The sequence below is a fragment of the Paenibacillus sp. EB106-05-06-XG162 genome, assembly GCF_058791655.1.
In genome coordinates, this window is record NZ_JBYTDT010000028.1 from 15,295 (window position 1) to 40,989 (window position 25,695).

General features: G+C 47.5%; 29 protein-coding genes. 5 read left to right on the forward strand and 24 right to left on the reverse strand.

Translation table 11 applies throughout. The features are described 5' to 3' along the window. Positions 1–142: 142 nt before the first annotated feature. The 6 genes from AC3WU2_RS29870 to uptA all read right to left on the reverse strand — a co-directional run bounded on the left by AC3WU2_RS29870 (position 143) and on the right by uptA (position 6,840). Positions 143–2,002: a glycerophosphoryl diester phosphodiesterase membrane domain-containing protein gene (locus AC3WU2_RS29870; RefSeq protein WP_492458471.1), complete on the reverse strand. Its 1,860-nt coding sequence runs from the start codon at positions 2,000–2,002 to the stop codon at positions 143–145. A 273-nt stretch (positions 2,003–2,275) separates the two neighbouring features. Next, complete coding sequence (gene pcp, locus AC3WU2_RS29875; protein WP_492458472.1) at positions 2,276–2,926, reverse strand: pyroglutamyl-peptidase I; 651 nt, start codon at positions 2,924–2,926, stop codon at positions 2,276–2,278. Between the two features lie 197 nt (positions 2,927–3,123). After that, entirely contained in the window at positions 3,124–4,323 is a 1,200-nt protein-coding gene (locus AC3WU2_RS29880) for a M24 family metallopeptidase (protein ID WP_492458473.1), read from the reverse strand. 661 nt (positions 4,324–4,984) lie between these two features. After that, on the reverse strand, positions 4,985–5,608 hold the full coding sequence (locus AC3WU2_RS29885) for an MBL fold metallo-hydrolase (protein ID WP_492458474.1): 624 nt from the start codon (positions 5,606–5,608) through the stop codon (positions 4,985–4,987). A gap of 7 nt (positions 5,609–5,615) precedes the next feature. Then, positions 5,616–6,182 (reverse strand): thioredoxin family protein, encoded by a 567-nt coding sequence (locus AC3WU2_RS29890; protein WP_492458475.1) that lies wholly within the window; start codon positions 6,180–6,182, stop codon positions 5,616–5,618. A 43-nt stretch (positions 6,183–6,225) separates the two neighbouring features. After that, positions 6,226–6,840, reverse strand: a complete 615-nt coding sequence (gene uptA, locus AC3WU2_RS29895; RefSeq protein ID WP_018758636.1) for an undecaprenyl phosphate transporter UptA — start codon at positions 6,838–6,840, stop codon at positions 6,226–6,228. Positions 6,841–6,990: 150 nt separating this feature from the next. On the opposite strand from uptA, the gene AC3WU2_RS29900 reads away from it, so the two are divergent. Beyond that, positions 6,991–7,494, forward strand: a complete 504-nt coding sequence (locus tag AC3WU2_RS29900; RefSeq protein WP_492458476.1) for a cupredoxin domain-containing protein — start codon at positions 6,991–6,993, stop codon at positions 7,492–7,494. A gap of 50 nt (positions 7,495–7,544) precedes the next feature. After that, positions 7,545–7,895, forward strand: a complete 351-nt coding sequence (locus AC3WU2_RS29905) for a dehydrogenase (protein ID WP_379349388.1) — start codon at positions 7,545–7,547, stop codon at positions 7,893–7,895. Between the two features lie 76 nt (positions 7,896–7,971). Here AC3WU2_RS29905 and AC3WU2_RS29910 read toward each other — a convergent pair whose 3' ends face one another. The 8 genes from AC3WU2_RS29910 to yyaC form a co-directional block, all read right to left on the reverse strand. Next, positions 7,972–8,649, reverse strand: a complete 678-nt coding sequence (locus AC3WU2_RS29910; protein ID WP_492458477.1) for a PilZ domain-containing protein — start codon at positions 8,647–8,649, stop codon at positions 7,972–7,974. Between the two features lie 92 nt (positions 8,650–8,741). Continuing rightward, the gene (locus AC3WU2_RS29915) at positions 8,742–9,947 is read right to left on the reverse strand and encodes a class I SAM-dependent methyltransferase (RefSeq protein ID WP_492458500.1); all 1,206 of its coding nucleotides are present in this window, start codon (positions 9,945–9,947) and stop codon (positions 8,742–8,744) included. 15 nt (positions 9,948–9,962) lie between these two features. Beyond that, the gene (locus AC3WU2_RS29920) at positions 9,963–10,619 is read right to left on the reverse strand and encodes a DUF6483 family protein (protein WP_492458478.1); all 657 of its coding nucleotides are present in this window, start codon (positions 10,617–10,619) and stop codon (positions 9,963–9,965) included. A 30-nt stretch (positions 10,620–10,649) separates the two neighbouring features. Further along, the gene (locus AC3WU2_RS29925) at positions 10,650–11,330 is read right to left on the reverse strand and encodes an SdpI family protein (protein ID WP_492458479.1); all 681 of its coding nucleotides are present in this window, start codon (positions 11,328–11,330) and stop codon (positions 10,650–10,652) included. 13 nt (positions 11,331–11,343) lie between these two features. Then, positions 11,344–11,607 (reverse strand): autorepressor SdpR family transcription factor, encoded by a 264-nt coding sequence (locus AC3WU2_RS29930; RefSeq protein ID WP_018758629.1) that lies wholly within the window; start codon positions 11,605–11,607, stop codon positions 11,344–11,346. Between the two features lie 153 nt (positions 11,608–11,760). Then, positions 11,761–12,561: an alpha/beta fold hydrolase gene (locus tag AC3WU2_RS29935; protein ID WP_492458480.1), complete on the reverse strand. Its 801-nt coding sequence runs from the start codon at positions 12,559–12,561 to the stop codon at positions 11,761–11,763. A 22-nt stretch (positions 12,562–12,583) separates the two neighbouring features. Beyond that, positions 12,584–12,847: a hypothetical protein gene (locus tag AC3WU2_RS29940; protein WP_018758627.1), complete on the reverse strand. Its 264-nt coding sequence runs from the start codon at positions 12,845–12,847 to the stop codon at positions 12,584–12,586. A gap of 132 nt (positions 12,848–12,979) precedes the next feature. Further along, positions 12,980–13,525, reverse strand: a complete 546-nt coding sequence (gene yyaC, locus AC3WU2_RS29945) for a spore protease YyaC (RefSeq protein WP_026264084.1) — start codon at positions 13,523–13,525, stop codon at positions 12,980–12,982. Between the two features lie 133 nt (positions 13,526–13,658). Between yyaC and AC3WU2_RS29950 the strand changes: the two genes are divergently transcribed. Then, positions 13,659–13,892, forward strand: a complete 234-nt coding sequence (locus tag AC3WU2_RS29950) for a DUF1128 domain-containing protein (RefSeq protein ID WP_379349379.1) — start codon at positions 13,659–13,661, stop codon at positions 13,890–13,892. A gap of 88 nt (positions 13,893–13,980) precedes the next feature. Here AC3WU2_RS29950 and AC3WU2_RS29955 read toward each other — a convergent pair whose 3' ends face one another. From AC3WU2_RS29955 to AC3WU2_RS29970, 4 genes are all read right to left on the reverse strand, one after another. Continuing rightward, positions 13,981–14,685: a copper homeostasis protein CutC gene (locus AC3WU2_RS29955; RefSeq protein ID WP_492458481.1), complete on the reverse strand. Its 705-nt coding sequence runs from the start codon at positions 14,683–14,685 to the stop codon at positions 13,981–13,983. After that, positions 14,682–15,677, reverse strand: coding sequence for an asparaginase (locus tag AC3WU2_RS29960; protein WP_492458482.1), 996 nt, complete (start codon positions 15,675–15,677; stop codon positions 14,682–14,684). The genes AC3WU2_RS29955 and AC3WU2_RS29960 overlap by 4 nt, the downstream gene beginning before the upstream one ends. Before the next feature lie 89 nt (positions 15,678–15,766). Then, positions 15,767–16,621: a YybI family spore inner coat protein gene (locus AC3WU2_RS29965; RefSeq protein ID WP_492458483.1), complete on the reverse strand. Its 855-nt coding sequence runs from the start codon at positions 16,619–16,621 to the stop codon at positions 15,767–15,769. Between the two features lie 95 nt (positions 16,622–16,716). Beyond that, positions 16,717–17,148, reverse strand: a complete 432-nt coding sequence (locus tag AC3WU2_RS29970; protein WP_492458484.1) for a MarR family transcriptional regulator — start codon at positions 17,146–17,148, stop codon at positions 16,717–16,719. 290 nt (positions 17,149–17,438) lie between these two features. On the opposite strand from AC3WU2_RS29970, the gene AC3WU2_RS29975 reads away from it, so the two are divergent. Then, positions 17,439–18,719 carry a YybI family spore inner coat protein gene (locus tag AC3WU2_RS29975; RefSeq protein WP_492458485.1) on the forward strand — a complete coding sequence of 427 codons (1,281 nt, stop codon included), beginning with the start codon at positions 17,439–17,441 and terminating at the stop codon, positions 18,717–18,719. A 79-nt stretch (positions 18,720–18,798) separates the two neighbouring features. Here the strand turns inward: AC3WU2_RS29975 and AC3WU2_RS29980 are convergent, their stop codons facing one another. Further along, entirely contained in the window at positions 18,799–19,761 is a 963-nt protein-coding gene (locus AC3WU2_RS29980; protein WP_492458486.1) for a Gfo/Idh/MocA family protein, read from the reverse strand. 66 nt (positions 19,762–19,827) lie between these two features. After that, complete coding sequence (locus AC3WU2_RS29985; RefSeq protein WP_492458487.1) at positions 19,828–21,186, reverse strand: aminotransferase-like domain-containing protein; 1,359 nt, start codon at positions 21,184–21,186, stop codon at positions 19,828–19,830. Positions 21,187–21,378: 192 nt separating this feature from the next. On the opposite strand from AC3WU2_RS29985, the gene AC3WU2_RS29990 reads away from it, so the two are divergent. Continuing rightward, on the forward strand, positions 21,379–22,362 hold the full coding sequence (locus tag AC3WU2_RS29990; RefSeq protein ID WP_492458488.1) for a DMT family transporter: 984 nt from the start codon (positions 21,379–21,381) through the stop codon (positions 22,360–22,362). On the opposite strand, the gene AC3WU2_RS29995 is transcribed toward AC3WU2_RS29990, so the two are convergent. From AC3WU2_RS29995 to AC3WU2_RS30010, 4 genes are all read right to left on the reverse strand, one after another. Then, positions 22,356–23,300 carry an RNA methyltransferase gene (locus AC3WU2_RS29995; RefSeq protein ID WP_492458489.1) on the reverse strand — a complete coding sequence of 315 codons (945 nt, stop codon included), beginning with the start codon at positions 23,298–23,300 and terminating at the stop codon, positions 22,356–22,358. The genes AC3WU2_RS29990 and AC3WU2_RS29995 overlap by 7 nt on opposite strands. A gap of 155 nt (positions 23,301–23,455) precedes the next feature. Then, positions 23,456–24,067, reverse strand: a complete 612-nt coding sequence (locus AC3WU2_RS30000) for an alpha/beta hydrolase (protein WP_492458490.1) — start codon at positions 24,065–24,067, stop codon at positions 23,456–23,458. Further along, positions 24,064–25,014: a ring-cleaving dioxygenase gene (locus tag AC3WU2_RS30005; RefSeq protein ID WP_492458491.1), complete on the reverse strand. Its 951-nt coding sequence runs from the start codon at positions 25,012–25,014 to the stop codon at positions 24,064–24,066. The genes AC3WU2_RS30000 and AC3WU2_RS30005 overlap by 4 nt, the downstream gene beginning before the upstream one ends. A 27-nt stretch (positions 25,015–25,041) precedes the next feature. Beyond that, positions 25,042–25,680: a nitroreductase family protein gene (locus AC3WU2_RS30010; RefSeq protein ID WP_492458492.1), complete on the reverse strand. Its 639-nt coding sequence runs from the start codon at positions 25,678–25,680 to the stop codon at positions 25,042–25,044. Positions 25,681–25,695: the final 15 nt, after the last annotated feature.

Sequence of the window (25,695 nt, forward strand, 5' to 3'; positions counted from 1 at the left end):
TTTGATATAAAACAAGTTGTGATTTGCAAATCAACCATAATACGAGTAGCTAAGCTGAAAAGTTCAGTGTGGTCAAAAATAAAATAAGAAGTTCTCATCGATGATATGGATCCCACGAATGAAGAACTTCTTAGCGCGTTAATTATGAGAATAGCGAAGATAGCATCGAGTTAAATATAAATTCGCTCTCATCTTTATTTTCGTCTAGATATTTTACCGTGTCTCTCGCATCCTGCGGTATATCCGTAATGACACCATCGACGCCCATATAATAATACCCCTCGATATCGGGTGTATTGTTCACCGTCCAGACATAGAGCGTTTTGTTGAGCAATTTAGCAGATGCTATTGCACGTTGTGTCGCCATAGACTCTTCCAATACGATAAAGTCAGCATGGATCCATGACATGAAGCCAGTACTCGCAAACACAACGTAACCTGTCTTTAGCTTAGGCTCCACTTCTTGCACCTTAACAACTACATGATAGTCTAAGGACTGAACGACACATTGTTCAATAAACTGATGTTTGTGGATCACAGCAACGACTTTGTCGACAATATTTTCTTGCTCACGGCCGTGCAGCTTGATTTCGATATTCAGCTTAATTTTACCTTTGGCATACACAATGAACTCTTCGAGGGTATGGATTCGACCCTTGAAATCGTCTTGCCTCAGCTCTAGACTGCGAAGCTCATCCATCGTTAGATCATACACAGTAACGTTACGGCCTGTGAGTCGTTTCAGATTCGTATCATGGATAACCGCCAGTTGACCATCCTTCGTTAACTGAACATCAATTTCCGCATAGTCTGCTTTTGCATCAATGGCTCCCTGGAGCGCCTCCAATGAATTCTCAACACCCTTCATGCTATATCCACGATGCGCCATAATGGTAAACGGATGCGAACGCTGCTGCTCCGTAAAATGGAACGAATAATCCAACAATAGTGACCCTGTGATTACCATCAAGCATAAGATCGCAAGTCTCCCACGATAAATTTGCAATCGAGTGCGATAACCCTGAGAATAAAAAAGCCGCTCCCTATCCCAATTGGCATGTCTGACCGCCGCATCTATCGGCTCCGCCTTATCCATATAGAACGCTGTAAGTGAATGCATGAAGAGCGGTGAAGCAAAATACGATGCAAAAAATACCGGGAAAATTGTAATCGAAGATAGAATTTTCCCAAATAGCGGACTGTTCTCCAGATCTACCTCTTGTGCAACATAAGAAATGACGCTTACGAGAATAATGAACAGGGTTAATAATAGAACGAACAACACGAAATATATAATGAAACCATACATAATGGTCAGGAACATTTTCCAATACGACTTTCGCATCATCCTTGCGCTTTTGCGGGCAGATTCAATAAATCCTTGTTTGCCTTCAATAACGATCATATGAAGCGACAAGAGCCAGCGAAAATAAAAAAGCGCAATAACAACAAAGGATCCCCCAAGAATAAGCATCCCGACGTTCGTCTTGAGCAATTCTCCCGTAATAAAATTAGGGATTTGGAGAGAAGGCAGCAAGGTAGACGAAAATCCAATATTCAGCAGTGGGGTCATGAATAAGAAATACAACGCCCATCCAAAGAAACCATACCGAAATATAAAAGGCAAGTACGTTAATGACTGCAAAAAGACAGGTATAAGTTTAACCCGTTCCCCTTGGTGCGCGTAATACGATAGCAGAATAAGAACCGTAACTTCTATAAAAATAATAACCGTAGCGAGCGGAATGATGATCAAAAAGCATAAAATGCCGTAGGGGTTCAATGCGAATTTCAATAATTCATAATTGGTTGCACCCGCAAACCCACTTATTTGCACCGCCTGGTGAAGAATATAAGAAATAAATGGCACGAAGATCGTAATCGTTAGCGTTTTATACACCAGCTCGAAAATAAAAGATTGCCAAAATATCAATTTGAATGATTTCAATGTACTTAGCATTAACCGAAATGCCGATTTGTTGCGATAATAATTACCCCGCATGCGAACCCCTCCTCTCTCTACACACCATTATAGTGCGTGTTCAAAAAGTCGGCATTTCAGCACCGAGAAGGTTGCGAGAACCTGAAGAAGGAGGAACGGAATTTAGGTAAAACCTAAATGAGTACCGGACTTCGAAGGTGAACGCAAGATTCGATGTCGATTACGCTTCTTGAATGACTTCGTGATCAAATGATGACTTTTTGAACAACCTCTAATAGGATATCCATATTGCAATATGTTCTTACGCATGGCAAGTGGTAGACGTGGATTTTGCTAATCTAGTGTACCGCCTACCACACGAATATCTTCGTGCTGCCGCAAGCTAACCTCCACGGCAATACGGATCCCTTGTACAATCGTATCCAGCGACATGCTCGGCTGATTGCTATATCGAGCGGCTTGCTCTGGTAAGAAGGGAATATGAATAAATCCTCCCTTTCCTTCGCTCGCACCCTCTGCCATTCGGTGCATTAGGCTATAAAAAAGGTGATTGCACACATACGTCCCTGCACTATGCGATACCGATGCGGGAATCCCCTTCTCCTTCAAGGCTTGTACGATTGACTTGACCGGAAGTGTCGACCAATAAGCTGTTGGGCCGTTCTCTACAATGGGGCTATCAATCGGTTGATTCCCGGCATTATCAGGTATTCGCGCATCATCCAAGTTAATCGCGACGCGTTCCAGCCTTATATCGCTGCTGCCTCCTGCTTGTCCAATACAAACGGTCAGCACAGGAGAGGTCCTTTCTTGCGCCTCCGCTAGCTGTCTAATCGAATCACCAAAGACCGTCGGAAGTTGGACCGATTGGATCCGCACGATCCCCGAAATGATCTCCCCATCCAGACGTTTCACGGCTTCCCACGCTGGATTCATCGATTCCCCACCGAATGGCTCAAAACCTGTTAATAGAACTGTTCTCATGATTACCCACGCTCCTATTCCACTAACTTCCTATTGTATACTAACACAGTGATTATGACATCAAGGAGGACTTGTCGTTCATGTATACACCGATAACTTCTCTATCTTAAAATAAGATTTTCCACAAAAAAAAGAGGCTACCCTTAGCAGGTTCTGCTATTGGTATGCCTCTTTCTCGTTCATTGCGTTAGCATCATCTATATCGTTAAAACGCCTTCACGTGAGATGGTAAGCCGCTCGAACCCTGTATCTGTAATAAGGTACGTATTCTCAATCCCCACAACACCACGGCCTGGGAAGGTGAATTTCGGTTCAACTGCGATCACCATGCCCGGCTGCAGCGGAATCTTGAAGCCGCGTGCGAGAACAGGAAGCTCATCAATTTCGAGTCCGATACCATGGCCGAGGAAACGAACCTGATCTGCGCCGAACCCCATAAAATGTTCCGCCAGTCCGCCCTCTTCTGCCATCTTCAGCGACTCGAAATAGAGCTGCTCGACGATCGTTCCTGGGACAAGCTGTTCTTCCGTGCGTCGAATGATCGCTTCCGACAACTCGTATGCAGCCTGCAAATCGGCATCGAGCTGTCCAATACAAAGTGTGCGTGTCTGGTCAATCACGTAACCATCGACGTTGCAGCCAATATCGAGCAGGATCGGCTCGCCTGCTGCAATCGGTCTTAAGCTTGCGCTCTGCGGATAGGCTGCGCTCATCCCCCGCCCTCCTGCTGGCCCGTCGAAGTACGTCGGCTCCGCTGCTGCCTCACCTGCGCCGACCATGCCGGTCACAATCTCCTGATTGTAGCCGCGCATGCGCATGATGCCGAGATGGCCCTGACGCCGGAACGTGTACTCGATCCGGCTCATCAGTTCCAGCTCGGTCATGCCCTCGCGCAGGTAGGACACCGCATCTTCGAGTGCGGTGTCTGCCAGCTGGGCCGCCCTACGGATGGCGGCCACCTCGAACGCGGATTTCACCATCCGCGTCTCACGGACCAGCTGCGAGCCGTCCACCCAGCGGGTCGACGGCGGCAGCAGTTCGACGAAGCGCTGGTACAATTGTACCGGCAGCACGTCGAACTCGGTCGCGAGCACTGGCGCAGCGCTCGCGAACACGTGCGGGAAGTCTGCCGCCAGCGTTTCGCCGAATTGGCGAAACGAGCCCAGCGGCTGGACCCGCACGTACGATTCCTGCGCTGCGCGCGTTAAGCTGCGGCGCACGTAATAGACCGACTCGCCCTGCGCCGGGATAAAGGCATAACCGGTCTGCATCGATCCGGTGAAATAATATAGATCGACATTTTGCGTTATAAGACAACCGTCTATCTGCTGATCGCGGCATTTCAACTGCAAACGTTCGATGCGGTTCAACATTTCCTGCTTCGGGATCGTCATCATTCATTTCCTCCAATGCTAACAAGTGCTTCTTAATTATGTTCGCGCTTCATGACTGATATCCCTTGTAGAGGTTGTTCAAAAAGCCGTCATTTGCCCACATCAGAATGCGAGCATTCTGATTGGCGAATAAACCTACCTTACATCGCGGTCGATCATCATCGAATGACTTCGATCAAGGTTTATCTCATCACGAAGTCATTCAAGAAGCATAATCGACATCGAATCTTGCGTTCACCGTTGAAGAGCATATGCTTACGAAGTATGTTTCCTCCGGGAACATTTCAGGTACTCATTTAGGTTTCGCCTAAACTCCGTTCCTCCTAAAAGTTTTTCGGAGAAAAACTAGCTACGGAAGCATGGCTTCAGGTTCTCGCAACCTAAGCTTACGCTTACGATGTAAGTTTTCTTTGAAAACTTTAAGGTGCTGAAATGCCGACTTTTTGAACACGCACTTGTAGCAAAGTCGACGGATTCACTTGATAATCGACACACCAAGCCCAAAAACAAAAAAAGAACGCAAACCGGGAGCTATCCTCCTCAGCTTGCGTGCTTCGCAAAGTTAAGTATTTCTAATTGAGTTTAGTATATCAGCACCTAGTGCTAAAGTCTAGTCTCATAATGTCGAAATTTGTAGATATGTCGAAGTGTTCACATAATGTTCTTACACGTATGGATTGTTCGCACGTTCAAATCCAATTGTCGTCCGCGGCCCGTGTCCGGGATAGACTTTCACCGCGTCGTCCAGCTTGAACAGCTTCTGATGTATGGAATCGAGCAAATCATTCTGACGTCCGCCTGGCAAATCCGTTCGCCCCACAGACATGCGGAAGAGAACATCCCCTGCGAACAAATCAATCCCATGCAATAAGCTTACGCTACCTGGCGAATGGCCTGGCGTATGCATCACTTGGAACGTATGTCCGATCAGCTCCAGGCTCTGACGATCTTCCAGCGCATATTCAGCTGGATCCGTCGACAGAGGTTCGGTCACTTGCGACCAGCGAAGCGATCCATTGAGCTTCGGATCTGTCAGCCAGTCCGCTTCCAGATCATGAATATACACAGGGCAATTCTTCAGCTTGCGAACTTCGTCCACGCCGCCCATATGATCGAAATGCGCGTGCGTCAGTACAATCGCTTCCACGTCCAAATCCTGAATCCGACGAATTAATGCTCCTGGATTCATACCTGGATCAATGACAATAGCCTTATGGGTCTCCGCATTCATCACGAGATAACAATTCGTCTCAAGCGGCCCCAGTTGAAAAGATTCAATCTTTAACATGATAGTTCTACACTCCTGCTAGTAAGTCACGAAGCTCTGCTGCAATGACAGCCTGATAGCTCGTACCTTCTCCATATTCTTGGATCATTTTCTGACGAACGATCTGAATCTTCTCTTGGTAATCAGATGCTTCCCGATCTGGATTCTCGAGCTTAAATGCATTCATATGCGCTTGCACCGCTGCTGGACGAGGACCCCATTGCCCTAGGACATAACCTCCTGTATCAGCAATGATGATCACGGGCACGGACCGTCCGCCATTCGTCAAGAACTGATCCATCAAATCCAAATGCTCTTCCATGATGAATACCTCTGTTGGAATCCCTGCCTTCTCCATCAGATGGAATACGACCGGAACGTTGCGAACGACATCACCGCACCAATCCGCCGCAATGATTAGACATCGTAAATCATCACGATTGTTCAATGATTCGAAGAACTCTTCATCTTCTGGATTGTGCCACGCAAATGAATCGTACCAGCCCTTGAACGCATCTTGATTTTTCTGCATCCCATCCATAAATTGCTTCGGTGTAATTCCTCCGCGCAACTTGCCAGACACATTTTTACTCATGAGACATCCTCACCTTCATTTTGCGGTATAAGAAACGTATCCATTAACCTCGTTTGGCACGGGTTTTGGAACGCCATATTTTAACGACAACATAAACAATTAACAAAGCAATTGCAATAAGGAGCGTTGGCTGTACATATGGACCTGCCTGTTCACTCACATGCTGCCACTGATCCCCCATCTTCCATCCGAGGAAAACGAATATAAGCGACCACGGAATCGATGCAAGCAATGTTAACAGCGTGAATAGACCGAATGACATCCTTGCCATCCCGGCAGGCACCGAAATAATCTGACGCATGAACGGAACGAACCTCGCCGTGAATACAATGCCGGCGCCGTACTTATTGAACCAGCCTTCCGCTATTGTCAGATGCTTTTCTTTGATCTTCAAATACTTGCCGTATTTCTCGAAAAACGGACGCCCTGCAAATCGGCCAATTGCATATAGAATCCAGTTCTGGCCCACCGCGCCGATCGTACCGAAGATCACGGCTCCAACAAAGGATATTTCCCCAGTCGAGACTAGGTATCCCCCATAGGCAAGAACAACTTCACTCGGAATGACTTCGAGCATCAGACCCAGCACAATACCAAAGTACCCTAACCCTTGAACCCATTGGAAAATGTCATTAATAATTGCGTGAATTGTATCCATTCTGCCCCCCAGTAATTTTCTTCCATTCCAGTATTAAATTTTAATCTATATTATTCTAACACACGGTGGGACATGACTTCTACTTCTTAGGCATGGCTTGACCCACTCGCGCATACACTTGTCTCAAATGCATGATTCGAGGTGAATAAAGTGTCTAGAATCTGGGTTATTAATAAACGACAAGTCCAATGGATCGCCGTCGCGATGTTCGCTGTCATGCTGACGATCGCATATTTGCGCTGGGAACAATCCAAGCCCGTCAATACAGATCTACCAGAAGAACGCACCATTCATATCGTAACCGGTGAATTCAAGACCAAGACTGCGGATGGCAAGGAAATTGAAGTCTATCGCTGGGACCCAGGTACGATTCCAGCACGACTCGGGGAGAATCTCAAACTTAGTATTTATGGCGTCAATGGGGCGAATCATCAATTCTATATCGAAGGGACATCGATTCGTGGGGAAGTGCGCAAAGGGCGTGAGACGGTTGTCACTTTCACACCGGAGAAAAAAGGAATCTATCGTCTGATCTGCACCACACATTCCGGCCATCTTGCCACGAATACAGAGAACAAAGAGAACAAGGAGAACAAGCCCATGAACCATGAAGAAGTGGCTGCCCCGATGATCGGATATATTGTCGTCGATTAGAATCGAAAGTCTACGCGGTAGCCTCTCCACTCCAGCCTGCATACATTGATATGGAGAGGAGTCGATGCCACGTGGCGAATCCGCATCAAACAGCCAAGCATACAGAGAAGCATCATGCCAATCTACCATCCGCCCGAAAAATCCGCAGAACCTGCAATACCGAATTATATCGCGCCGTCAAACGCATGAAAGTATGGATCCCCGAAGAATCTATGAAGCAAGGAGAAACCCTCTATTTCCACAAAGTCATAGGCAATCTCATCTGGATTCATGAAAATTCCAGCAATCGCAAGCTTCTATCGGATTGGTGGGACGAAGCGGTCAGCGAGGAATTAGCCACACTCTGGAATGTAGATCGCCAGAAGCTGTGCCGCGCTTTTCGCGAGTCATTCGGAGGGTGAATTGGCAAGCAAAAAACAGGTAGCTGTCCAGCGTATGGACGAAGCTACCTGTTTTATTGTAACCCGAATAAATCTGCTATTTGGCCGTCTTTATCTTTGACTTCATCATCTTGTAATGGTTCTCGATTTGCTGCTTCAGAATAAACGCTCTTAAATTACGCTCATACTCTTCAGAGACCTCCAGCAGCTCCGCCCCATAGAAGATTCCCTCTTCTGATACTTGCTTGCGAACGATCATGAAGATGCACGGGAATCGATATCCTAGATCCAATTCGCCATGAAACCTCGTATGGATGGAGAACAACTCTGTCTTGGGCAGCATGAAGCCTATCCCTTCCAGGCTGATATTCGACAAGTTAAAGGACAACGGCTCACCTAATACGAACAAATCCTCATGACGTACAATTTTAAGAATATGGCCGCCCTTATTCGTCGCGATCCGTGGATACTTCCGCTTGTCCTCGAACTTGCTCTGATGGTTCGGAGGATGAATAATGAGAATGGCTCCCTCATATTTTGCAATGACGGAAGATTGCAGAATATGGATACCTACCGGCGAATAGATTGTAATTTTGACCGATTCACCGAGCTCGAAATCTTGGTATTCCGCAATTTCGACTTCGAGTAAATCGCCTTCCGCATACGTCAGCACACCCGTTGATACATAATCTTTGCGTTCTACGACTGTCCTACAGTCAAGTAATGAGGTTAGCGGAACAGATTCCCGTTCATTCGTATACTTCTTATCTTCCAACCTGCCGTCCCTCCAAATCTGGTCATATCGTCGTTTACACCATATATTACCATAGACACTTTAAGACGAACACCCATCCTAGAAAAACTAGGCTACTTACGCGTCAGCGGCGGCAGCAAATCTTGACAAGCCCGCTCTAGATAAGGCGATATATGAAGGAACTCGCGATATTGCACGTACTCCTGAACCCACTGCTCACGTTGTTCTGCGGACGCACTGCCCTTCACTGCTCGAATCAGAATATTCTTCGGCGTATGCTCCATATCAATGAACTCGACTAGTTGCGTACGATAGCCGAGAAGGTCAAGCAGCTTGGCACGCGCCGCATCGGTTGCGAGCGCAGAGAACCGTTCTTTCAATATGCCATGGGACAACAATGGCTCAAGGGCCGGATTATCGATCTGGCGGAATAATTCATGCTGACAGCATGGGACAGAGAGAATGACATTCGCTCCCCAACGCACGGCTTTCTCGAGGGCCGCATCTGTCGCCGTATCACACGCATGAAGCGTTACGACCATATCCACCTGCTCTAGTTCATTGTACTCGGCAATATCGCCGACGAGGAATTGCAGCTGCCCATAATCGAGACGTTCTGCAAGCTGCTGACAATGTGCGATGACATCGGCTTTGAGATCAAGTCCTACGACATTCAGGGACAAGCCTTGCTGCACTTGCAAATAATGATACATCGCAAAGGTCAGATAAGACTTCCCGCAGCCAAAATCAACGATCGTAATCGTCCGATCCTTCGGTAAATGCGGCAATACATCTTGGATCATCTCCAAGAACCGATTGATCTGCCTGAACTTATCGTATTTCTTCGCTAGCACTTTTCCGTCGGCATTCATGATACCGAGTTCAATCAAGAACGGAACGGGTTCCCCTTCTTCGAGGACATACTGCTTCTTCCGATTATGCGTTAAATCCGCTGCGACCGCAGCCGTCTTCTTCCGGATCACCGTCACTTTGTTCTTCTTCGAGAGCAGCACTTGCAGCTCCTCCGAAGTCGTCCGAAGCAGCCCCTGCCGGAATGTGTGCTCGAAGAGCTCGGCAAGCTTCGCCCCAGCCTCTTCAAGTAGGACATTCTCATGCGTGACCCGCTTCGCATAATGATATTCAAACTGCACATATAACTGCTTCCGAAGTTCAATTTTCTTCAAGAGAACCTTCGTATACGTATCTGGCAGCTTATGCCGTAATTGACTCATCGTCCCGGACACCAGCTTACCTTCTTGAACGAGTCCATTGAGCATTTCGCCCAAGGATTCAATCGTATAGGATTCATTAGCCAAAATTGTTGCCTCCATTTCTTACTTAAGCCTTCCATCGTCCTGAAGCTGGGCGAGTCCTTGCTGCACTTCCTCCCGAGGAAGTCTACCCTGCTCAAGGGACTCATCCGCCTGCCCCAACAAGCGATTATAGAAGTCAATGCCTTCCGAGAGGATATCGGGATCTCGATGATAGAGATGGAAGAGATGATCTTCGGCCTTCGCATAGTTTCCTATTCCCTCGTAGTGTTCCCACAAGAGCCGATGCAAGGCATTCGAGAGATATACACCTTGCAGCAGAGCTTCAAGCTCACCGATTTCATCGAATGTCTTCACCCATTTGACCGGATAACCCTGCGTCGATGCATAGGCTAACAAATGCAATGCTTTGATTCGAAGCTGTGCTGCTTTCTCAATATCCTGCCTCTTCTCTTCAATCATCGCCTGCTGCTTTATGAGCATTGCGACCCCCTGCAATCGATCCGACTCGAGTACACCATTAAAGGTGAACATCTTGATCAGATCCTCAGCAGATAGGGATTGAAGCAGCGGGCCGCGAAGACGGAATTTGCGCTGCAAGAGCTCATCGATTTCCCACTCAGCCTCCGTCAATTTATTATCCTGACGAAGACCCATCACTTTGCCAAGCACACTGGTCATCTCTTCAATTAATCGCACCAGATAATCTCTCTGGAACATCCATCTCACCTGCCTGTCATATCAATCAATCTATGACTTGAATCCTTTCCGATACAGCATATAGGAATAAATCGTCGGTATTATGGTGCTTAGTAACAGTATAGGGATAAACGTCACCAAGAAGTACGATGCAGGGAAGAATGACGCGACGATCATCAATAATCCACCGACGAACCAACATTTCCCACCGAAGCGATGTGTCTTACGCCAGACTTCCTCACTCGCAAGCGTCCAAGGGGTACGAATTCCCATAAAGTAAGTAAACCGAATTCGGCCCATCCTATTCCCAATTATGATCCATAAGGCCCCAAGCCCGAGCAATAATGCCGTGTTCATGGAAACCGGATACCCTAAATTATACGCAATCCCAAAGCCAAAAATAAAGTGAATGAACAAGACAACCGCCCAGCGCGAAAGTTGAAATGTCGATTCGAACAGCAAATAGTTGGCTTTGCGCGGATCGAGGTTTCGTGTCATTTTAATAATGATCGGCAATAAGATAGCCAACCCTCCATACAATAACCAGAATGCCCATTTGTCCATCGTCCGCGTAGGATTTCCATTCAGATCGAATTTCGAGATGACTTGGTCGGGCAACCGCGGATAGAACAAGGAAGCTAGCACGAACAAGAAGGTGCTGACTACGATCAGTATCGTATCCTTGCGATCCCATAGCTTCGATGGATTGTCTTTCGTTGTTGAGGTATTCATCGCCTTTTCCCTCCTATTTATCCTTCTGAATCATGTTCAGGAACCAACCGAGCGCCTCTTGAATGACGGTCGTATTGAGCGAATAGATAATGTTCTGACCCTGACGTTGATCCACAATTAATTGTGCATGCTTCAGACTGTTCAGATGATGTGAAATACTTGGTTTCGTCATGGCAAAATGATCGGCGATTTCACCTGCGGACATATCCCGTTCTTTCAACAACACCAGAATCTGACGCCGCGTCGGATCTGCCAGTGCCTTGAAGGCATCATTCACGGGTGCTCCCTCCATTCCTTAGATAATTAGGTAATCTTCTAAACGGATTGTATGCAATCCTAGGCGATGTGTCAACAAACCCTATATCGCAGCAAAAAGAGGCCTCTCATAGCATCCAAACTAGGACATCCTTGGGCCTCTCTCTATGAAAATCTATCCATACACTCGCTGCAAAAAGCTTCGCAGTACAGGTACCAACTCGTCCGGCGTCTCCATCATGCTCATATGCCCCGCAGCAGGGATGATGGCCGGCTCAATATGTGTTGCTTCTACGGTAAACGCTTTGTCTGGCGGCACGATCTGATCCTGCTCTCCAGCAACGATTAGGACCGGCAATTGCGTCTCTTGCAATACGAGATTGCGATCAGGACGCGACCGCATTGCAAGGCTCGCACCGGTTGCACCTGCTGGCGCTGTTCCATAACCAATTTGCTTCGCCTGCTCAACAAGCTCTGACATCGTCGTCAAGTGTTCAGGTGCGAACAATTTCGGTACAAGCCCATCGACAAATGTCCGGATGCCTTCTTCTTCAATCGTCTTCACCGCTTTTAACCGATTCTCACGCGCTTGCTCCGCATCGGGATTCGCCGTTGAATGGACAAGGGAGAATCCATGAAGTCGTGCAGCATATTGTTCAGCGAATGCTAGGGTTATATAGCCTCCCAGCGAATGTCCGAATAAGACGGCCTTTGCAATCCCTAGCTCGTCCAGCAATTCCACAATATCTTGGGCCATCGCTTCGATCCCGAACTCCGTACCGATCACGGCCGATTGTCCATGCCCCCGTAAGTCGGGTGTAATGACCTGATATCCCTGTGCCATAGCGGGAACGACAGCTTCCCAATAATCTGAACTGCCGCAAAACCCGTGCAGCATCACAATGGGATTCCCTTCCCCTTGAACCTTGTAAAATAATCCTGCCTTTGTCTTTCCTTGTTCGATTCCTGAGCTCATATGCATTCCCTCTTTTCAATCTCTATTTCGATGTTGAGATCACGACGCTTCGTGTCTGATTATAGGCGAATTCATGTTCAGGGTCTGTGACGATGAGTGTGTGTTCCCCTCGCAAGTCATTCCAGAAGCATTCCACACCTTTGCCTTGCGCAGTCCCCCCGAACATTTTGCAGCCTACACAATAACTCATCAATTGCTGTTCATTGAAATTAACAATTTTATTACGCATGCAGCAATAGACTTGTCCATCCTTCGATTTTATATTCACATGATTCATCCATGTCATTGTCCATCTCTCCTCTCGGCCTCTAGAGCACCTGTGTATTAGCGTACCTAGATTATATGCGGCCTATATTAAAAAGAGACTCGAATTTTGTAAACAAATTAAAAAAATTTCTGCATGCGGATTGTCCTGGATCTAATGGCTCAAAAGCGCATGCGCAAGCCCTTCATCAACCGCGCTGGCAATCTGCTCCGCCATCTGCATCACATGATAGAGCGAAGTCATCTGCAGCGTCCAATACGGCTTCGGTCCGCTTACATTCACGACGCCTGCAACGCTGTAATGCCCGACCTCCGGCAGTCGCCCTCCTACGGATTCCGCAGGCTTCAATGGTTTACGCGACACATAGTATTGTCCCACCATTGAAGGATGGCCTAGACAGGCATCGACTGCCACGACGATATGATGCTGCGGGATGGTCTTCAATCGAGTTGCAAGATTCGTCGCATCGCATGGATTGGCCAGCGTACCGATCACATGCTTGAATCCACGCTGTTCCAGCAAAGTACCAAGGAAGGGACCGAGTGCATCTCCTGTCGAACGATCCGTACCAATACAGACAAACGAGAGATGATCTACTGAATGTGCGGTGAAAATCGACTGAAAAAAAGACGATAACTGATCCGCTGTCATTTTCTGCCGAGAGCTCCCTACCGATGAACTCGAATTCAATTCATGCATCGTCACCCAACCCCTCCTTGCATTAATCTGTCCGTATATTGCTATGATTGTAACTGAACAATAAGTTCATGGCAATTTTTTGAGCACCTGTGATTTGAATCATGCTACAATAAAGATATTGAACCTGGAAAGGATGAATAATGTGGATCTTACTCAACCAACACAAGAAAACGTAGAATATATGATTGAAGCCATCAAAACCAAGCTCAAAATGGCAACCGCCGCTGCGATGCAAGCTTCATCCTTCTCCGTCGAACGTTATGAAGATATTCAAGAACTATACGATATCGTCGTAAGTAAGCAGAACTTCAGCATTAGCGAAATCGAGGCTCTGGTCTCCGAGTTAGGTAAACTCAGACACGCCTAATTCATGTGTTAAAATCGAAAAACAGGCACTGCTCTTTCCGAAGAGCGGTGCCTGTTCTGTTCTGTTCTGTTCTATTCTATTCTATGTATTAGGCATGTAAAATGGAACGTACCGCAGCCATCCGCTCCGAATCGATCGGCGCAAGGGACTTACCGTCTACTCGCACACCTGATCCGAAATGAACCTGTTGTACACCTGTCTCGTTTAAGAAAGGCACAAGCTTCTCCGCATCCGGCGATAACCCACTCCCCGCCAAGATCGTACAATGCGTTCCGGCCGTACGCTCTACCATCGCTCGAATGCGATCCGTCGCATGGAGCACATTCGGTTGTCCGCCTGAAGTAAGAATGGTCGTTATCTGTGGATAGGCAAGGATCTGTTCGAGCGCCGCCATTTGATCCTGAACTTCATCAATGGCACGATGGAACGTCATTTTCATATCTCCTGCGCGATCCAATACCCGTTCCAGCAATCGAATATCGATTTCGCCTTTGGGTGTTAGAGCCCCGAAGACTATCGCATTCGCACCTGCCCGTTTGATATGCCGAACCTCAGACAGCATCGTACGAATATCCTCCCGATCGTATTCGAAAGACCGGCTGTGCGGGCGAATCATAACATTTACTGGAATATCGACCGATTTGACCGCTTCCTCGATCAAACCCATGGACGGGGTCAAGCCCCCCTCCTGCATCGCCGTAATGAGTTCAATCCGATCCGCCCCATACGCGGCAGCCGCTTTGACATCCGTTAAAGTCGTCGCAATCACTTCGAGCATTACACGCTGCTTCATAGCTTAAATACCCCCTTGCTGTAGCCTACAATTTTGCCCGCATCATTCCGGATGTCTGCAGGGAACCGCTCATGAATTCGCTCAATCGTCTCGCGATTGTCATATTGAATCTGTTCTAGAATCGAGACCACGATACGCGCCCACTCTTCATCGGAACCGTCAATAATTTTGAAGGCGAATCCAAGTTGTTCCTTCCTTAGACTAAACCCATAGATCCCTTTGAAGCCGCCTTTAGCGACAATGTTCGAATCTTGCAGCAATGTCGAGCAAATCCGATTCGTACCCGAGACATTCTCTGGATACGCATGCATCGCAGAAGTGATCTTACGAACCGCTTCTCGTGTCTCTTCATCTTCGATCAACTCTGGACAAGCCAGCTTCAAGTAAGCAGTGGCAATATTCCGCAGCGGAAGCGCAAATACGGGAAGCCCGCAACCATCAGTTCCACGCGCAATTTGCTCTTCAGGCATCTCAGCCATCATGGCGAGTGTCTTCACAATCTCAAGCTGTGCCGGATGATTCGGGTCCTCATAGCCTTCGAGCGAATAACCCATCAGCTTGCAGTAAGATAGTACACCGAAATGCTTGCCTGAGCAATTATGATAGATCCGTCTTTCATGGCCTTGATCACGAATGATTGTCTCTCTTGACGCACGGTGCATCGGATAACTCTTCGCGCAGACCAAGTTCGACTCCTCAAGCCCTGTATGCTTCATGAAATCCTGTAATGTATCCATATGAAAAGACTCGCCGCGATGCGAAGCCGTCATAATCGCAATCTCGCGATCCGTTAATCCATACGCTTCATGAATGCCGGCCCGAATCCCCGGAATGGCCTGAAATGGCTTACCTGCCGAACGCAGGAATGCCACATAATCGGCGTCGCCTACCTCATATTTCACTTGTCTATCTATTCCAACACCGCAAATATGACCACGATGCAAACATTCGAGTGTCTCGTTACGGTATTCCTCCACCAATACTTGTTCCATGATGATAACTCCCTTTCGGATCGTACTCCCTTTCAAGTATACAACAAAAAGCTACCCTCGGGCAGGATAGCTCTTCCTTTGAAGCTTCTTCACTTCACGGCTTTCTGAACATAGACATGCAGCTGTCTCCACTTGCCGTCCTCCCAAGTCCATAAGGAATGCACATAGGCAATCACGTCATCATCGCTGGCACCCGTAACCTTCTGTACACCCTGCAAATCCGTCGTTCCGTTCTTATCGAAATCAACAGGCTGAATCACATCGAATGACGCATTCGACACCTTCGTTGGACGCAGCAGCTTTCCATTTTTATAATAGCCTGCTGCATCGTACTTTTCCTTCCGATCCTTCATATTTACAGCGTAGGTCTCTTGCCCCTTCGCCTTCAACGTAATCGTGTAATCATTCTCCAGTTGGCCGACGATTTCGATCGGATTCGGTGCAGGCATCGGAACAACCTCTTGGTTCTTCACCGTATACAGCCGATAATTTGCTTTCTCTGTGTTGCTTCCTTTTGGCAGCTTCACAAGAACATCATTCACCTGATCCCCATTCAAATCACATACGACCATGCTCGGTCGATACCCACCTTGGATGAACGTGACACTGGTCTTCTGATGTTTCACATCTTTGTAGATCAAATAGACGAGCTGATAATGATCCGAATTGGGATCGTCCTTGCCGCCCAGCAACCCGATCTGCTCCTGCTCACGATCCCCTGTTATGTCTCGCGCATCCGTCTGAAGCCATTTCAAATTCCGAAGCGCATTTAACTGCGGATGATCTGGAATTTCCATCGGTACCGTTACGGACTGCTCAGGTGCGACTGTTACAGGCGATATCCCAGAAGAAGTGGAAGCACGCAAAATGCCTGGGAATAAGGTACTTGACATAAAGGTAATACAGATGACAGCAATCCAACTCGAAATCGCGCGTTGCTTCATACAGCACATCCTTGTCTCTATCGTTTATTACCGATTAGGATGGCAAGATCGACCAAGGATTATGTACCGATACAGCACTCACTTACGTAAGATGATTATTTGGACTCGGAATTCTCAATCACTTGCTTGAAAACTGAAGTTAGATGCAACACATCCTCATCCGATACGTTACCGAATAAATCGTTCATCAGCTCATGTCTGCGCTTCGCGATCTCCTGCATCGTCTGAATCCCCTTCTCCGTAATTTTCAAATATACAACGCGCCGATCCCGCTCATCGCGCAGCCGCTCTGCATAGCCGCCAAGAATCAGCTTGTCCGAGCATCCGGTCACAGCACCAGCTGTAATATAGATGGCATCGGCAATATCTGAACCTTTCATAGGACCTTCTACATGCAATTTATCGAGTACAAGAAATTGCGTCCTTGAGAGCTCACTATTCACATTTCTAGCCCATTCAGACTGCACTTTTCTCATGAACTTTCTAAATTCATTCTCCATTTCCATAAGGTTCTCACGTTTAGCCAACGTACAACCTCCTCTAGGTCATAATAATTGTAACCACTCCATGAACCATCCAACAGTATATGACTTTTTCTTGATAAGGGTCAATACCCGCCATCACCTTTCCCTATAGGGATTATCCCGGTTGAGGCTTCCTTCGTTCGACAGGATTCGTAATCTTATTTTAAATAGATTGATACCTAGATGTAACCCTAGGCCGTTTGAACACGTATAAAATATAGATGTAGAATACATATCCAACCCGCCCGAAATATGCTAATGACAAGGACGGACTGACAGGAGGTACATCATTTATGAGACAAAAAATCATCGCACTGACCCTATCGTTATCGATTCTCGCCACATTCCCCGCAGCGGCGTTCGCTGCAGACCGTACGCAATCCGGTTCTGACAAATCGCCTAAAATCGGACAAACTTTCATACTAGATGGCGTAACCGTTCCAGAGAATACCGTGCTGCTCGACCAGCAAAAGATTGATGTGAACAAAGACGGCGTGCTGGACACTGCGTATGTGGTTGGAACCCGTGAAGATAAGGAATCCCCTTTTTCCCAAGACATTAACCTTATTGTTGTCGATGGCAAAACATCCAAAATCATGAACGCGAACCTTATCGGATTTGACGGCTACATGCCTTATATTAATTTTGCAGGCGACTTCAACGGCGATAGAGCAAATGACATTATGCTGACAGCTGATACAGGCGGATCAGGCGGCTATATTACAAGTCGCATCGTCTCGTTCTATAACAATACACCCAAAGTTATTCTATCTGATAATTTACGGATTAAAGGCAATCTAGCCACATTCAATTCCCTTGATCCCCTCGACACGAATGGAGATGGGGTCTACGAATTACTCAGCGAAGAGCGACTTACCGGGGATAGCAATACCGAAACCATCGGCTATGTGAACACCACCCTATCCTACCGAAACGGCGAGTTCACCGTCATGAAGCAAGCAAAGACGAAAGATGCACTAAGCTCTATTCATACGAGTCCGGCTCAAGATTTCATGTATGTCATCCCTGCATCATGGGACGGCATTGTGGATATAGAGAAATTGAACCAAGCGAAGCTGGACAAAATGAAGCACGGCGGCGTTTACTCGGAACGGATTATGTATACACCAAGAGGGTCCAAAGCCAATGACGAGATGATCCTCTCCATCACAAAATATACGAAGAAAGAGTGGGCATCCCTTGCCAAGAGCCCGAATAAGGGTGGCGTCATTGTTGGAACGCAAAATGATAAGGTCTACGTGATCGAGACACCGCAGTCGAATCCATATACAAATGGAAGTAAAGAGGCGCGAATCTTCAATGATCTCGTCTCATACATTCCAACATTCAACCGGATGTTCAGCGTAACGACACCAACATTCAGTAAGCCAGACAAAACCTTCTCAATTACCAAACCGATTACGGCACACAAAACAACAACAAGTAAAGCACTCGGTACGTTGATGCCTCAGATCGTCACAATTAACAATGAGAAACTCGATACGAAGGGGAACAAGTGGTATCAAATCCGTGATGCGAAATTCGGAGAAATTTGGTTTCAAGTCCCTAAATAATCGTCTAATCGTTATATTTCAAAACAAGCCCACTGCGCAGTTCATCTGTTCAGTGGGCTTATTGGTATGATGTTGCCTTCTATAATTTAACTGGAACACCAGTCGCTGCGGAATGTAAAGCTGCCGTTGCAATCCGCTGCGATTGGATCGCATCCTGATAGGTAGAACGAATATGCTGGGTATCTCCAGTGCGTACCGCATGGATGAACGCTTCATTTTCATGGGCATACGGATTGGATTGGTTCTGAAGTGTATACGTCTCACCCTTCGTCCGATCTACAAGTTGGTTCGAATGAATCTCCATCACGCCTTGATCGGTATAAATATGAAGCCCTACTGGACCGGATGTCGGCAAAATACACGTATTCGAGAGGTTCGCCACGGCTCCGCTCGCAAGCTTCAAGGTCACGGTACCAACATCCGCAACGGTAACGCCTTCCTCGACCTGATGCATGACGCGATTCGCATAAGCGGCATAAACTTCGGTCACTTCACCCAGCGTATAACGGAGTAAATCAACCATATGCGTCGTCTGCTCCAGAAATTGGCCGCCAGAGCCCTCCTGCTTGCGCCACCATCCGACCCGCGGCATGTCTCCCATCCATGTACCGAGTGCCATCCCTACGGTTCGACCCTGTAAGAGCTCCAACGCTCTCTGCACCGCATCGGTATACCGGAAATGATAACCTACCGAAGTAATAAGGGATTTCTCCTGAATGTGTGCGTTGAGCTCCGCGGGGAGCTGATCATCTAACGCAATCGGCTTCTCGATAAAAAACGGAATGTTCCGCGCAATAACCGACTTCTCCATCTCCCCATGTGCAAATGGAGGTACACAGATATAGACGGCATCCAGCTTCTCCTGATCGAGCATATTCTCAACATTCTCGTAAGCCGATACGTCACGCCATTTTCCCGCCAAGCGCTCAGCCTTCTCCATACTTGTCCCACATACAGCGCTTACATGTACACCTTCCATTTGCTCTAATAAATTGCAGTGCATCTCCGAGAACCATCCGGTTCCGATCATCCCAATCTTCATTGACCGATTCCTCCCCATTCATTGAAATTCATCATGCATGACGACCATCCCAAATCTCATAACCTTCTAGCCCCATCCACGGCCCGTGCGCTTCACTTCAGCCATGATCGCTCGTACACCTTCTTCAATGCGATCCTCGTGAACACGGGTAATACTTAGCCGAAGGAATTTGGAAGAAGGCGTATGATCTTGCAAAAAGAAATGTTTGCTTGGTACCGTAATGATGTTGGCCCGCTTCAGCTTCGTATGCAGCTGATCCATATTGACGACTTTCGGCAGCACCAGCGAAATATACACGCCTTGCTGGACGGGAGCAACTTCTACCCATTCTGAAGCTTGTACTTGCGTAAGCGCTTGGTTCATTCGATTCATCCGAGCCGCATAGAGCTGTATAATTTTGCGCTTATGCCGTTCGAACATCCCGTTCTTGAGGTAAATCTCCAGTGCCCCTTGAGAGACAATCGAAGAATCGGCATCAGAGAAGGTCTTATATTGCACGAAGGTCGGATGAAGCAGCTTGGGTACTACCGCTGCACCGATTCGAAGCCCCGGGAATATGACTTTGGAGAAACTTTTCAAATAGATCACATGTTCAGACGTATCATAGCTATAGAGCGGATTCATCCGAACCTCGGTTCCCAAGTCCCCCATATAGTCATCTTCGACAATATAGACATCATACCGCTCGGCTAAGCGAACAATCGCTTTCCGTTCCGTAAGGGTATAGGAAGTCCCCAGCGGGTTCTGATACCTCGGCATCGTATAGAAGAACTTGATCTCGCCGTGCTTGAACATCTTCTCCAGCTCGTCCAGATCCAGGCCACGAGTTGTTCGGGCAATGCCTGCGACGTTCACGCCTTCCAGTTCTAGGAACCGCTGATAAATCTCATAGCTTGGCTGCTCAATCAGAATAACGGATTTTCCATTCGGAAATGGCATACGGGTCAGAATGTTCAACGCTTGCTGTACACCCGACGTGACAACGATCTGATTCAGCTTCGCGAACACTTGATCATCAGCAAGATGCTTCACCAGCATATGACGGAAGCTCTCTAGCCCCTGAGAATCGCCATACGTGAACAATTGATATTGATAGGTGTCGATCGCGCGATTCAGACAATGCTGAAAATCAAGGTACGGGAAAATATGCAGGTCTGGTGATGCCGACGAGAAATCTAGCTTGTCGTTGTCCTTCCCTTGATCCCACTGTTCTCCGCGACGATCTACCACATAATATCCACTCTGCGGCATCGCATAAATGATATGTAGACGTTCGAGTTCTGCATAGGCACGAATAATGGTGCTCTTACTGCATCCATACATCTCGGACGCATCACGGATCGAGGGGAGCTTGTGACCAGGAACATACTGACCTGTGCGAATTCGTTCTTCCATATCCGTCAGTACGGATACATATTTAGCCATCAACACACCGCGTTTCTATATAAAAATCATGAACCACTTGGAACTGTACCGATACAATTCAGTTAAATCCATCTCGTCAACTTCTAGTTATTATCGTATCTTCAGTATAACGATTCACACTATCACTGAATAGAACGAAAGATCGTCATTTTCAATAAATCCATGGGATTTATTCTAGGAGGAATATTTTATATGAATTCACAACAAAGCAATAAACTTGCCGTCATATCCGCGGTCATCAACGCTAGCATCATCGGATTATCATTCTTGTTCATGAAGAGCGCGCTCCAATCGGCGGACCCCTTCACCGCGTTAGCCTATCGGTTTATCCTGTCGTTCTTGGTTCTTAGTATCCCTGTTGCGCTCGGGTGGATCAAAATCGATCTTCGCGGCAAATCACTACGTCCGATTCTAGGCATGGCGATCTTGTATCCGACTCTATTCTTCGCGCTCCAAGCCTTCGGATTGCAGCACGCATCCTCTGCTGAAGGAGGCATTCTCTATGCATTTACGCCCGTCTTAACGGTTCTGTTCGCGGGATACTTCCTGAAAGAACGTACAACGCTTAAGCAAAAATTGGCCATTGCACTCTCGGTATTTGGGGTATTGTTCGTGGTTATTATGAAAGGCACAAAGCTGGATATGTCTCATCTTGCGGGGATTATCTTGTTGTTCCTATCCGTCTTATCCTTCTCAGGATACAGCGTATTTGCCCGGAAGCTCACCGGCCAGTTCCGTCCGATCGAGCTGACTTATATCATGATGGCGATCGGCAGCGTGGCCTTCGGTGCCATGGCACTGATTCAACATGGCGTGAACGGTACGATGGAGCAATTGATTCAACCCTTGTCCATCGGCTCCTTCTGGATTGCGATTCTCTATCTAGGATTACTCTCTTCCCTCATGTCGCTGTTATTACAGACGTATACGTTGTCCAAAATGGAAGCTTCCAAAATGAGCGTATTCTCCAATCTTGCAACTGTCGTGTCCATGATTGGCGGGGTGCTTGTATTCGGTGAACAGCTCACAATCTATGATATGCTCGGGTCTGTCATGATTATCATCGGCGTTATCGGTACACTCATATGGGGAAAGCGTAAGACAGAGCAAACAGAATCACTGAACACGAACAGCCATGCCGTGACGCCTCCCTCACAAGTACGTGCGAATCAATAAGTTTGCGATTGAGCTTGAACGACGAGCACTTCGCGAACGAATCGACCTTTATGAACCTGACAGCGGTCTACAATATCGAAGCCAGCATGGGCAACCGATTCGTCGATCGGCTCCGTTGTAATCAATACGACGCGATCTGCGAATCGGTGCGCACTGCGCAGCATCGACAACCGCTCCTCATCGGAGAGCTTTGAGCACAGATTATAGGGCAGATCGATGATCGCCGTATCATAATGATCCGTAATATCCCGCATATCGCCTAACGTAACCACATTCGGGTAGCCAAAGTGCACAAGATTCAGCCGTGCTCCACGGGTCGTTAACGGGTTGATATCGCGACCAACAATGTCGATTCCCATCGATAATGCTTCAAGCAACACGGTCCCAATGCCGCAGCATGGATCTATGACTCGAACGCCCTCCACTTTGGGGACGGCAATATTGGCGACGGCACGCGCAAGTCTTGTACTCAGTGCCGTCGAATAATTCTGAGGCTTATCTTGATGTTGCTTCCAGATCGCCTTACTCTGCATGCACTCACCGAGTATCCAACCCTCCGTATGCTTCGTAACGCCGAGTATAAGCTCTGGATTGCGCAAATCCACCTTGCCGCGGATCACTGCTCCGAGCTTCCGTTCAATCACCCGCTCCTCATCATAAGATACAAATTCACCTGATTTATAATATACGACCTTAAATGTCTTTCCCTGCTGGATTTGTAGGGAATCAACCTGCTCAACCAGCTCGTCAAGGGTCGGGGCCGTGTATTCGATTGTAATCCGCTCATGAATAAAAGGACTCCGGCTTGGATCAATCAGACGTGATGAGATGAGACTCTTAGCACCGATCTTCGCTCCTCTGAACAATGTACGTAGTTCCAATTGACACAAAGCTTGTTCATCTTCATGTGCTGCATACGTATATAAATAGCTCTTCATTCGTATTAACCTCTTCCGTTATTCAACCTCTAGCCAGTATAGCGGATATTCACCGCCTGCTCCAGCAAAATAGCCATGATAGATAGCCGATCCTACATCGCTATCTATCATGGCTATTCTAAGTTTCGCTTCAAATGACATGCGAACTCATACCGTTATTGTGCGTAGTGCTGCTGGTACCAAGAAGCAGCTGCATCTACCTCTGCTCCAGTGAGCTGGTGACCTGCATTTCCCCAGTGAAGCGTCACCGAAGCCCCTGCATCACGCAGGAGTTGATCCAGCTCCTCGGATTCGGATTTCGAACAGATCGGATCATTCGTACCTGCACCAATGAAGACTTCGGTCCCCTCTAGATTCGGCAACGCGACTCCGCGGCGTGGAACCATCGGATGATGCAGAACAGCGCCTCTGACAGCGTTCGCGTAATGGAACAACAAGCTGCCAATCATATTCGCACCGTTCGAATACCCTACGGCGATGAAATTGCTGCGATCTAATCCATATTGCTCAGCTGCTTGATCTAGGAATTCGTAGACTTCTGTCGTACGGAAGATAAGGTCCTCTTCATCGAATATCCCTTCGGCCAACCGTCTGAAGAAACGAGGCATGCCGTTCTCTAGTACATTACCCCGAAGACTGAGGATGCTTGACGATGGTGCAATATGCTTCGCAAGTGGTAATAGATCGCGCTCTGTGCCGCCTGTTCCATGAAACAGTACAAGTGTTGGTGCATTCGGGTCTGTGCCCTGCTCGAATAAATGTATCATACTTGACCCCCTCCTAAACTTCGAACTTCGATTGGAAGTAAATTCGCTTCTACCTGCACTCGTCTTGGCTCGAACCAATGCGGTAGCATGAGCTGCTCGCCAAGTGCATCCGGATCCTCATCGCGTGCGAAACCTGGAGGATCTGTTGCAATCTCGAATAGGATGCCTCCAGCTTCACGGAAATACAGCGCATGGAAATACTGGCGATCAAGAATATCTGTCGGTTTATAACCGCCTTGGATGACAGCCTGCCGCCACTGCGCATGCTCTTCATCGTCTTTGGCACGCCATGCTATATGATGCACGGTACCTGCGCCGCCATGGCCCCATTCCACATTATTGGCGCTAACATCAATTAAATTGCCAATTTCTCCGGTTGCTTGATAACGTATATAACCTACATCTTCTCCAACCTTCGTTAGCCCCAACACATTCTCCAGTACGTCCATCGTACGCGCTGAATCCACGCTGAACAGCACAGCCCCGCCGAAGCCTTTGATTGCTGCCGATGTCGGAATACCGTCGAATGACCATGCACTCCGTTTTCCTTCCTCGCGTTCAACGAGCTCCAGCTGCAAGCCTTCTCGATCTGCGAATTGCAGATATTTCTCGCCGAAGCGCTCTGCCGTCGAGATCGAAATCCCAAAATGTTTCAATCGGTCTTCCCAGAAGCCCATAGCGCCTGGCGGAATCACATATGTCGTTCTCCCCACTTGTCCTCCGCCAACCCGTCCTCTGCGAGATTCAGGCCAAGGGAAGAACGTGATAATCGTACCTGGATTACCAGCCTCATCGCCGAAATACAAATGATAGACCTCTGGCGCATCAAAGTTAATCGTCTTCTTCACAAGTCTTAACCCAAGAATCCCTGCGTAGAAATCAACATTCTCTTGAGGATTCCGCGCAAACGCAGTAATATGATGAATCCCTGCTGTTCGTAATGACATGTTCCCCTACCCCTTTCCAACCATAATTTATTTTGAAATTTCGGTATTATAGCTAACGAACTCCGCTATCGGCTTGCGGTAACCGCGCGGTCTTTGTCCCGCTACCTGCTCTTGCCCAATGACGATTAACATCGCTGGTACATATCGAGTTGAGATATGGAGTGCTTCTCTTATTGCTTCCGCATCGAACCCGATCATCGGACATGTATCCCAGCCCTTCTCCTTGGCAATCAACATGAACAGCATTGCGGATAAGCTCGCATTACGTATGGCTTCATCACGCTTAAAGGTATCGCCGCGGTCTTCATAGAACGATGTCACCGATTCAACGGTCATATCGTATTCTTGCTTATTCATGACCCCAAGATGAAGCATCCCTTCATTGAGCTCACCAACCTGCGTGTACGCCTCCAGATCGCCAAGTACCAGAATGGCAGCAGATGCCGATTGGACCTTATACTGCTTATTCGCCGCTTCATAGATCTCCCCATTCTTGAGCGCCTCATCATCGATAACGATATAGTGTGCATGTTGCAAATTAAATGCCGACGGTGCATATTTGACGAGATTAAACATCTCATTGAGTTCTTCTCTTGTAATATGTACCTCTGGCTTAAATTTCATAGCCGATCTACGGTCTTTCACAATTTGCATGAAATCAGTCATGATATGTTCCCCCTA

What these genes read in the sequence shown, in the direction of transcription:
- AC3WU2_RS29880 (WP_492458473.1), bottom strand. Translation starts at nt 4,323, where the DNA reads ATGATGACGATCCCGAAGCAGGAAATGTTGAACCGCATCGAACGTTTG.
- AC3WU2_RS29920 (WP_492458478.1), bottom strand. Translation starts at nt 10,619, where the DNA reads ATGTTCCAGAGAGATTATCTGGTGCGATTAATTGAAGAGATGACCAGT.
- AC3WU2_RS29960 (WP_492458482.1), bottom strand. Translation starts at nt 15,677, where the DNA reads ATGGAACAAGTATTGGTGGAGGAATACCGTAACGAGACACTCGAATGT.
- AC3WU2_RS29905 (WP_379349388.1), top strand. Translation starts at nt 7,545, where the DNA reads ATGGAGAGGAGTCGATGCCACGTGGCGAATCCGCATCAAACAGCCAAG.
- AC3WU2_RS29980 (WP_492458486.1), bottom strand. Translation starts at nt 19,761, where the DNA reads ATGAAGATTGGGATGATCGGAACCGGATGGTTCTCGGAGATGCACTGC.
- pcp (WP_492458472.1), bottom strand. Translation starts at nt 2,926, where the DNA reads ATGAGAACAGTTCTATTAACAGGTTTTGAGCCATTCGGTGGGGAATCG.
- AC3WU2_RS29985 (WP_492458487.1), bottom strand. Translation starts at nt 21,186, where the DNA reads ATGGCTAAATATGTATCCGTACTGACGGATATGGAAGAACGAATTCGC.
- AC3WU2_RS30000 (WP_492458490.1), bottom strand. Translation starts at nt 24,067, where the DNA reads ATGATACATTTATTCGAGCAGGGCACAGACCCGAATGCACCAACACTT.
- AC3WU2_RS29995 (WP_492458489.1), bottom strand. Translation starts at nt 23,300, where the DNA reads ATGAAGAGCTATTTATATACGTATGCAGCACATGAAGATGAACAAGCT.
- AC3WU2_RS29925 (WP_492458479.1), bottom strand. Translation starts at nt 11,330, where the DNA reads ATGAATACCTCAACAACGAAAGACAATCCATCGAAGCTATGGGATCGC.
- yyaC (WP_026264084.1), bottom strand. Translation starts at nt 13,525, where the DNA reads ATGCATGAATTGAATTCGAGTTCATCGGTAGGGAGCTCTCGGCAGAAA.
- AC3WU2_RS29935 (WP_492458480.1), bottom strand. Translation starts at nt 12,561, where the DNA reads ATGAGCTCAGGAATCGAACAAGGAAAGACAAAGGCAGGATTATTTTAC.
- AC3WU2_RS30010 (WP_492458492.1), bottom strand. Translation starts at nt 25,680, where the DNA reads ATGACTGATTTCATGCAAATTGTGAAAGACCGTAGATCGGCTATGAAA.
- AC3WU2_RS29885 (WP_492458474.1), bottom strand. Translation starts at nt 5,608, where the DNA reads ATGTTAAAGATTGAATCTTTTCAACTGGGGCCGCTTGAGACGAATTGT.
- AC3WU2_RS29965 (WP_492458483.1), bottom strand. Translation starts at nt 16,621, where the DNA reads ATGAAGCAACGCGCGATTTCGAGTTGGATTGCTGTCATCTGTATTACC.
- AC3WU2_RS29975 (WP_492458485.1), top strand. Translation starts at nt 17,439, where the DNA reads ATGAGACAAAAAATCATCGCACTGACCCTATCGTTATCGATTCTCGCC.
- AC3WU2_RS29950 (WP_379349379.1), top strand. Translation starts at nt 13,659, where the DNA reads ATGAATAATGTGGATCTTACTCAACCAACACAAGAAAACGTAGAATAT.
- uptA (WP_018758636.1), bottom strand. Translation starts at nt 6,840, where the DNA reads ATGGATACAATTCACGCAATTATTAATGACATTTTCCAATGGGTTCAA.
- AC3WU2_RS29955 (WP_492458481.1), bottom strand. Translation starts at nt 14,685, where the DNA reads ATGAAGCAGCGTGTAATGCTCGAAGTGATTGCGACGACTTTAACGGAT.
- AC3WU2_RS29940 (WP_018758627.1), bottom strand. Translation starts at nt 12,847, where the DNA reads ATGACATGGATGAATCATGTGAATATAAAATCGAAGGATGGACAAGTC.
- AC3WU2_RS29990 (WP_492458488.1), top strand. Translation starts at nt 21,379, where the DNA reads ATGAATTCACAACAAAGCAATAAACTTGCCGTCATATCCGCGGTCATC.
- AC3WU2_RS29890 (WP_492458475.1), bottom strand. Translation starts at nt 6,182, where the DNA reads ATGAGTAAAAATGTGTCTGGCAAGTTGCGCGGAGGAATTACACCGAAG.
- AC3WU2_RS29870 (WP_492458471.1), bottom strand. Translation starts at nt 2,002, where the DNA reads ATGCGGGGTAATTATTATCGCAACAAATCGGCATTTCGGTTAATGCTA.
- AC3WU2_RS30005 (WP_492458491.1), bottom strand. Translation starts at nt 25,014, where the DNA reads ATGTCATTACGAACAGCAGGGATTCATCATATTACTGCGTTTGCGCGG.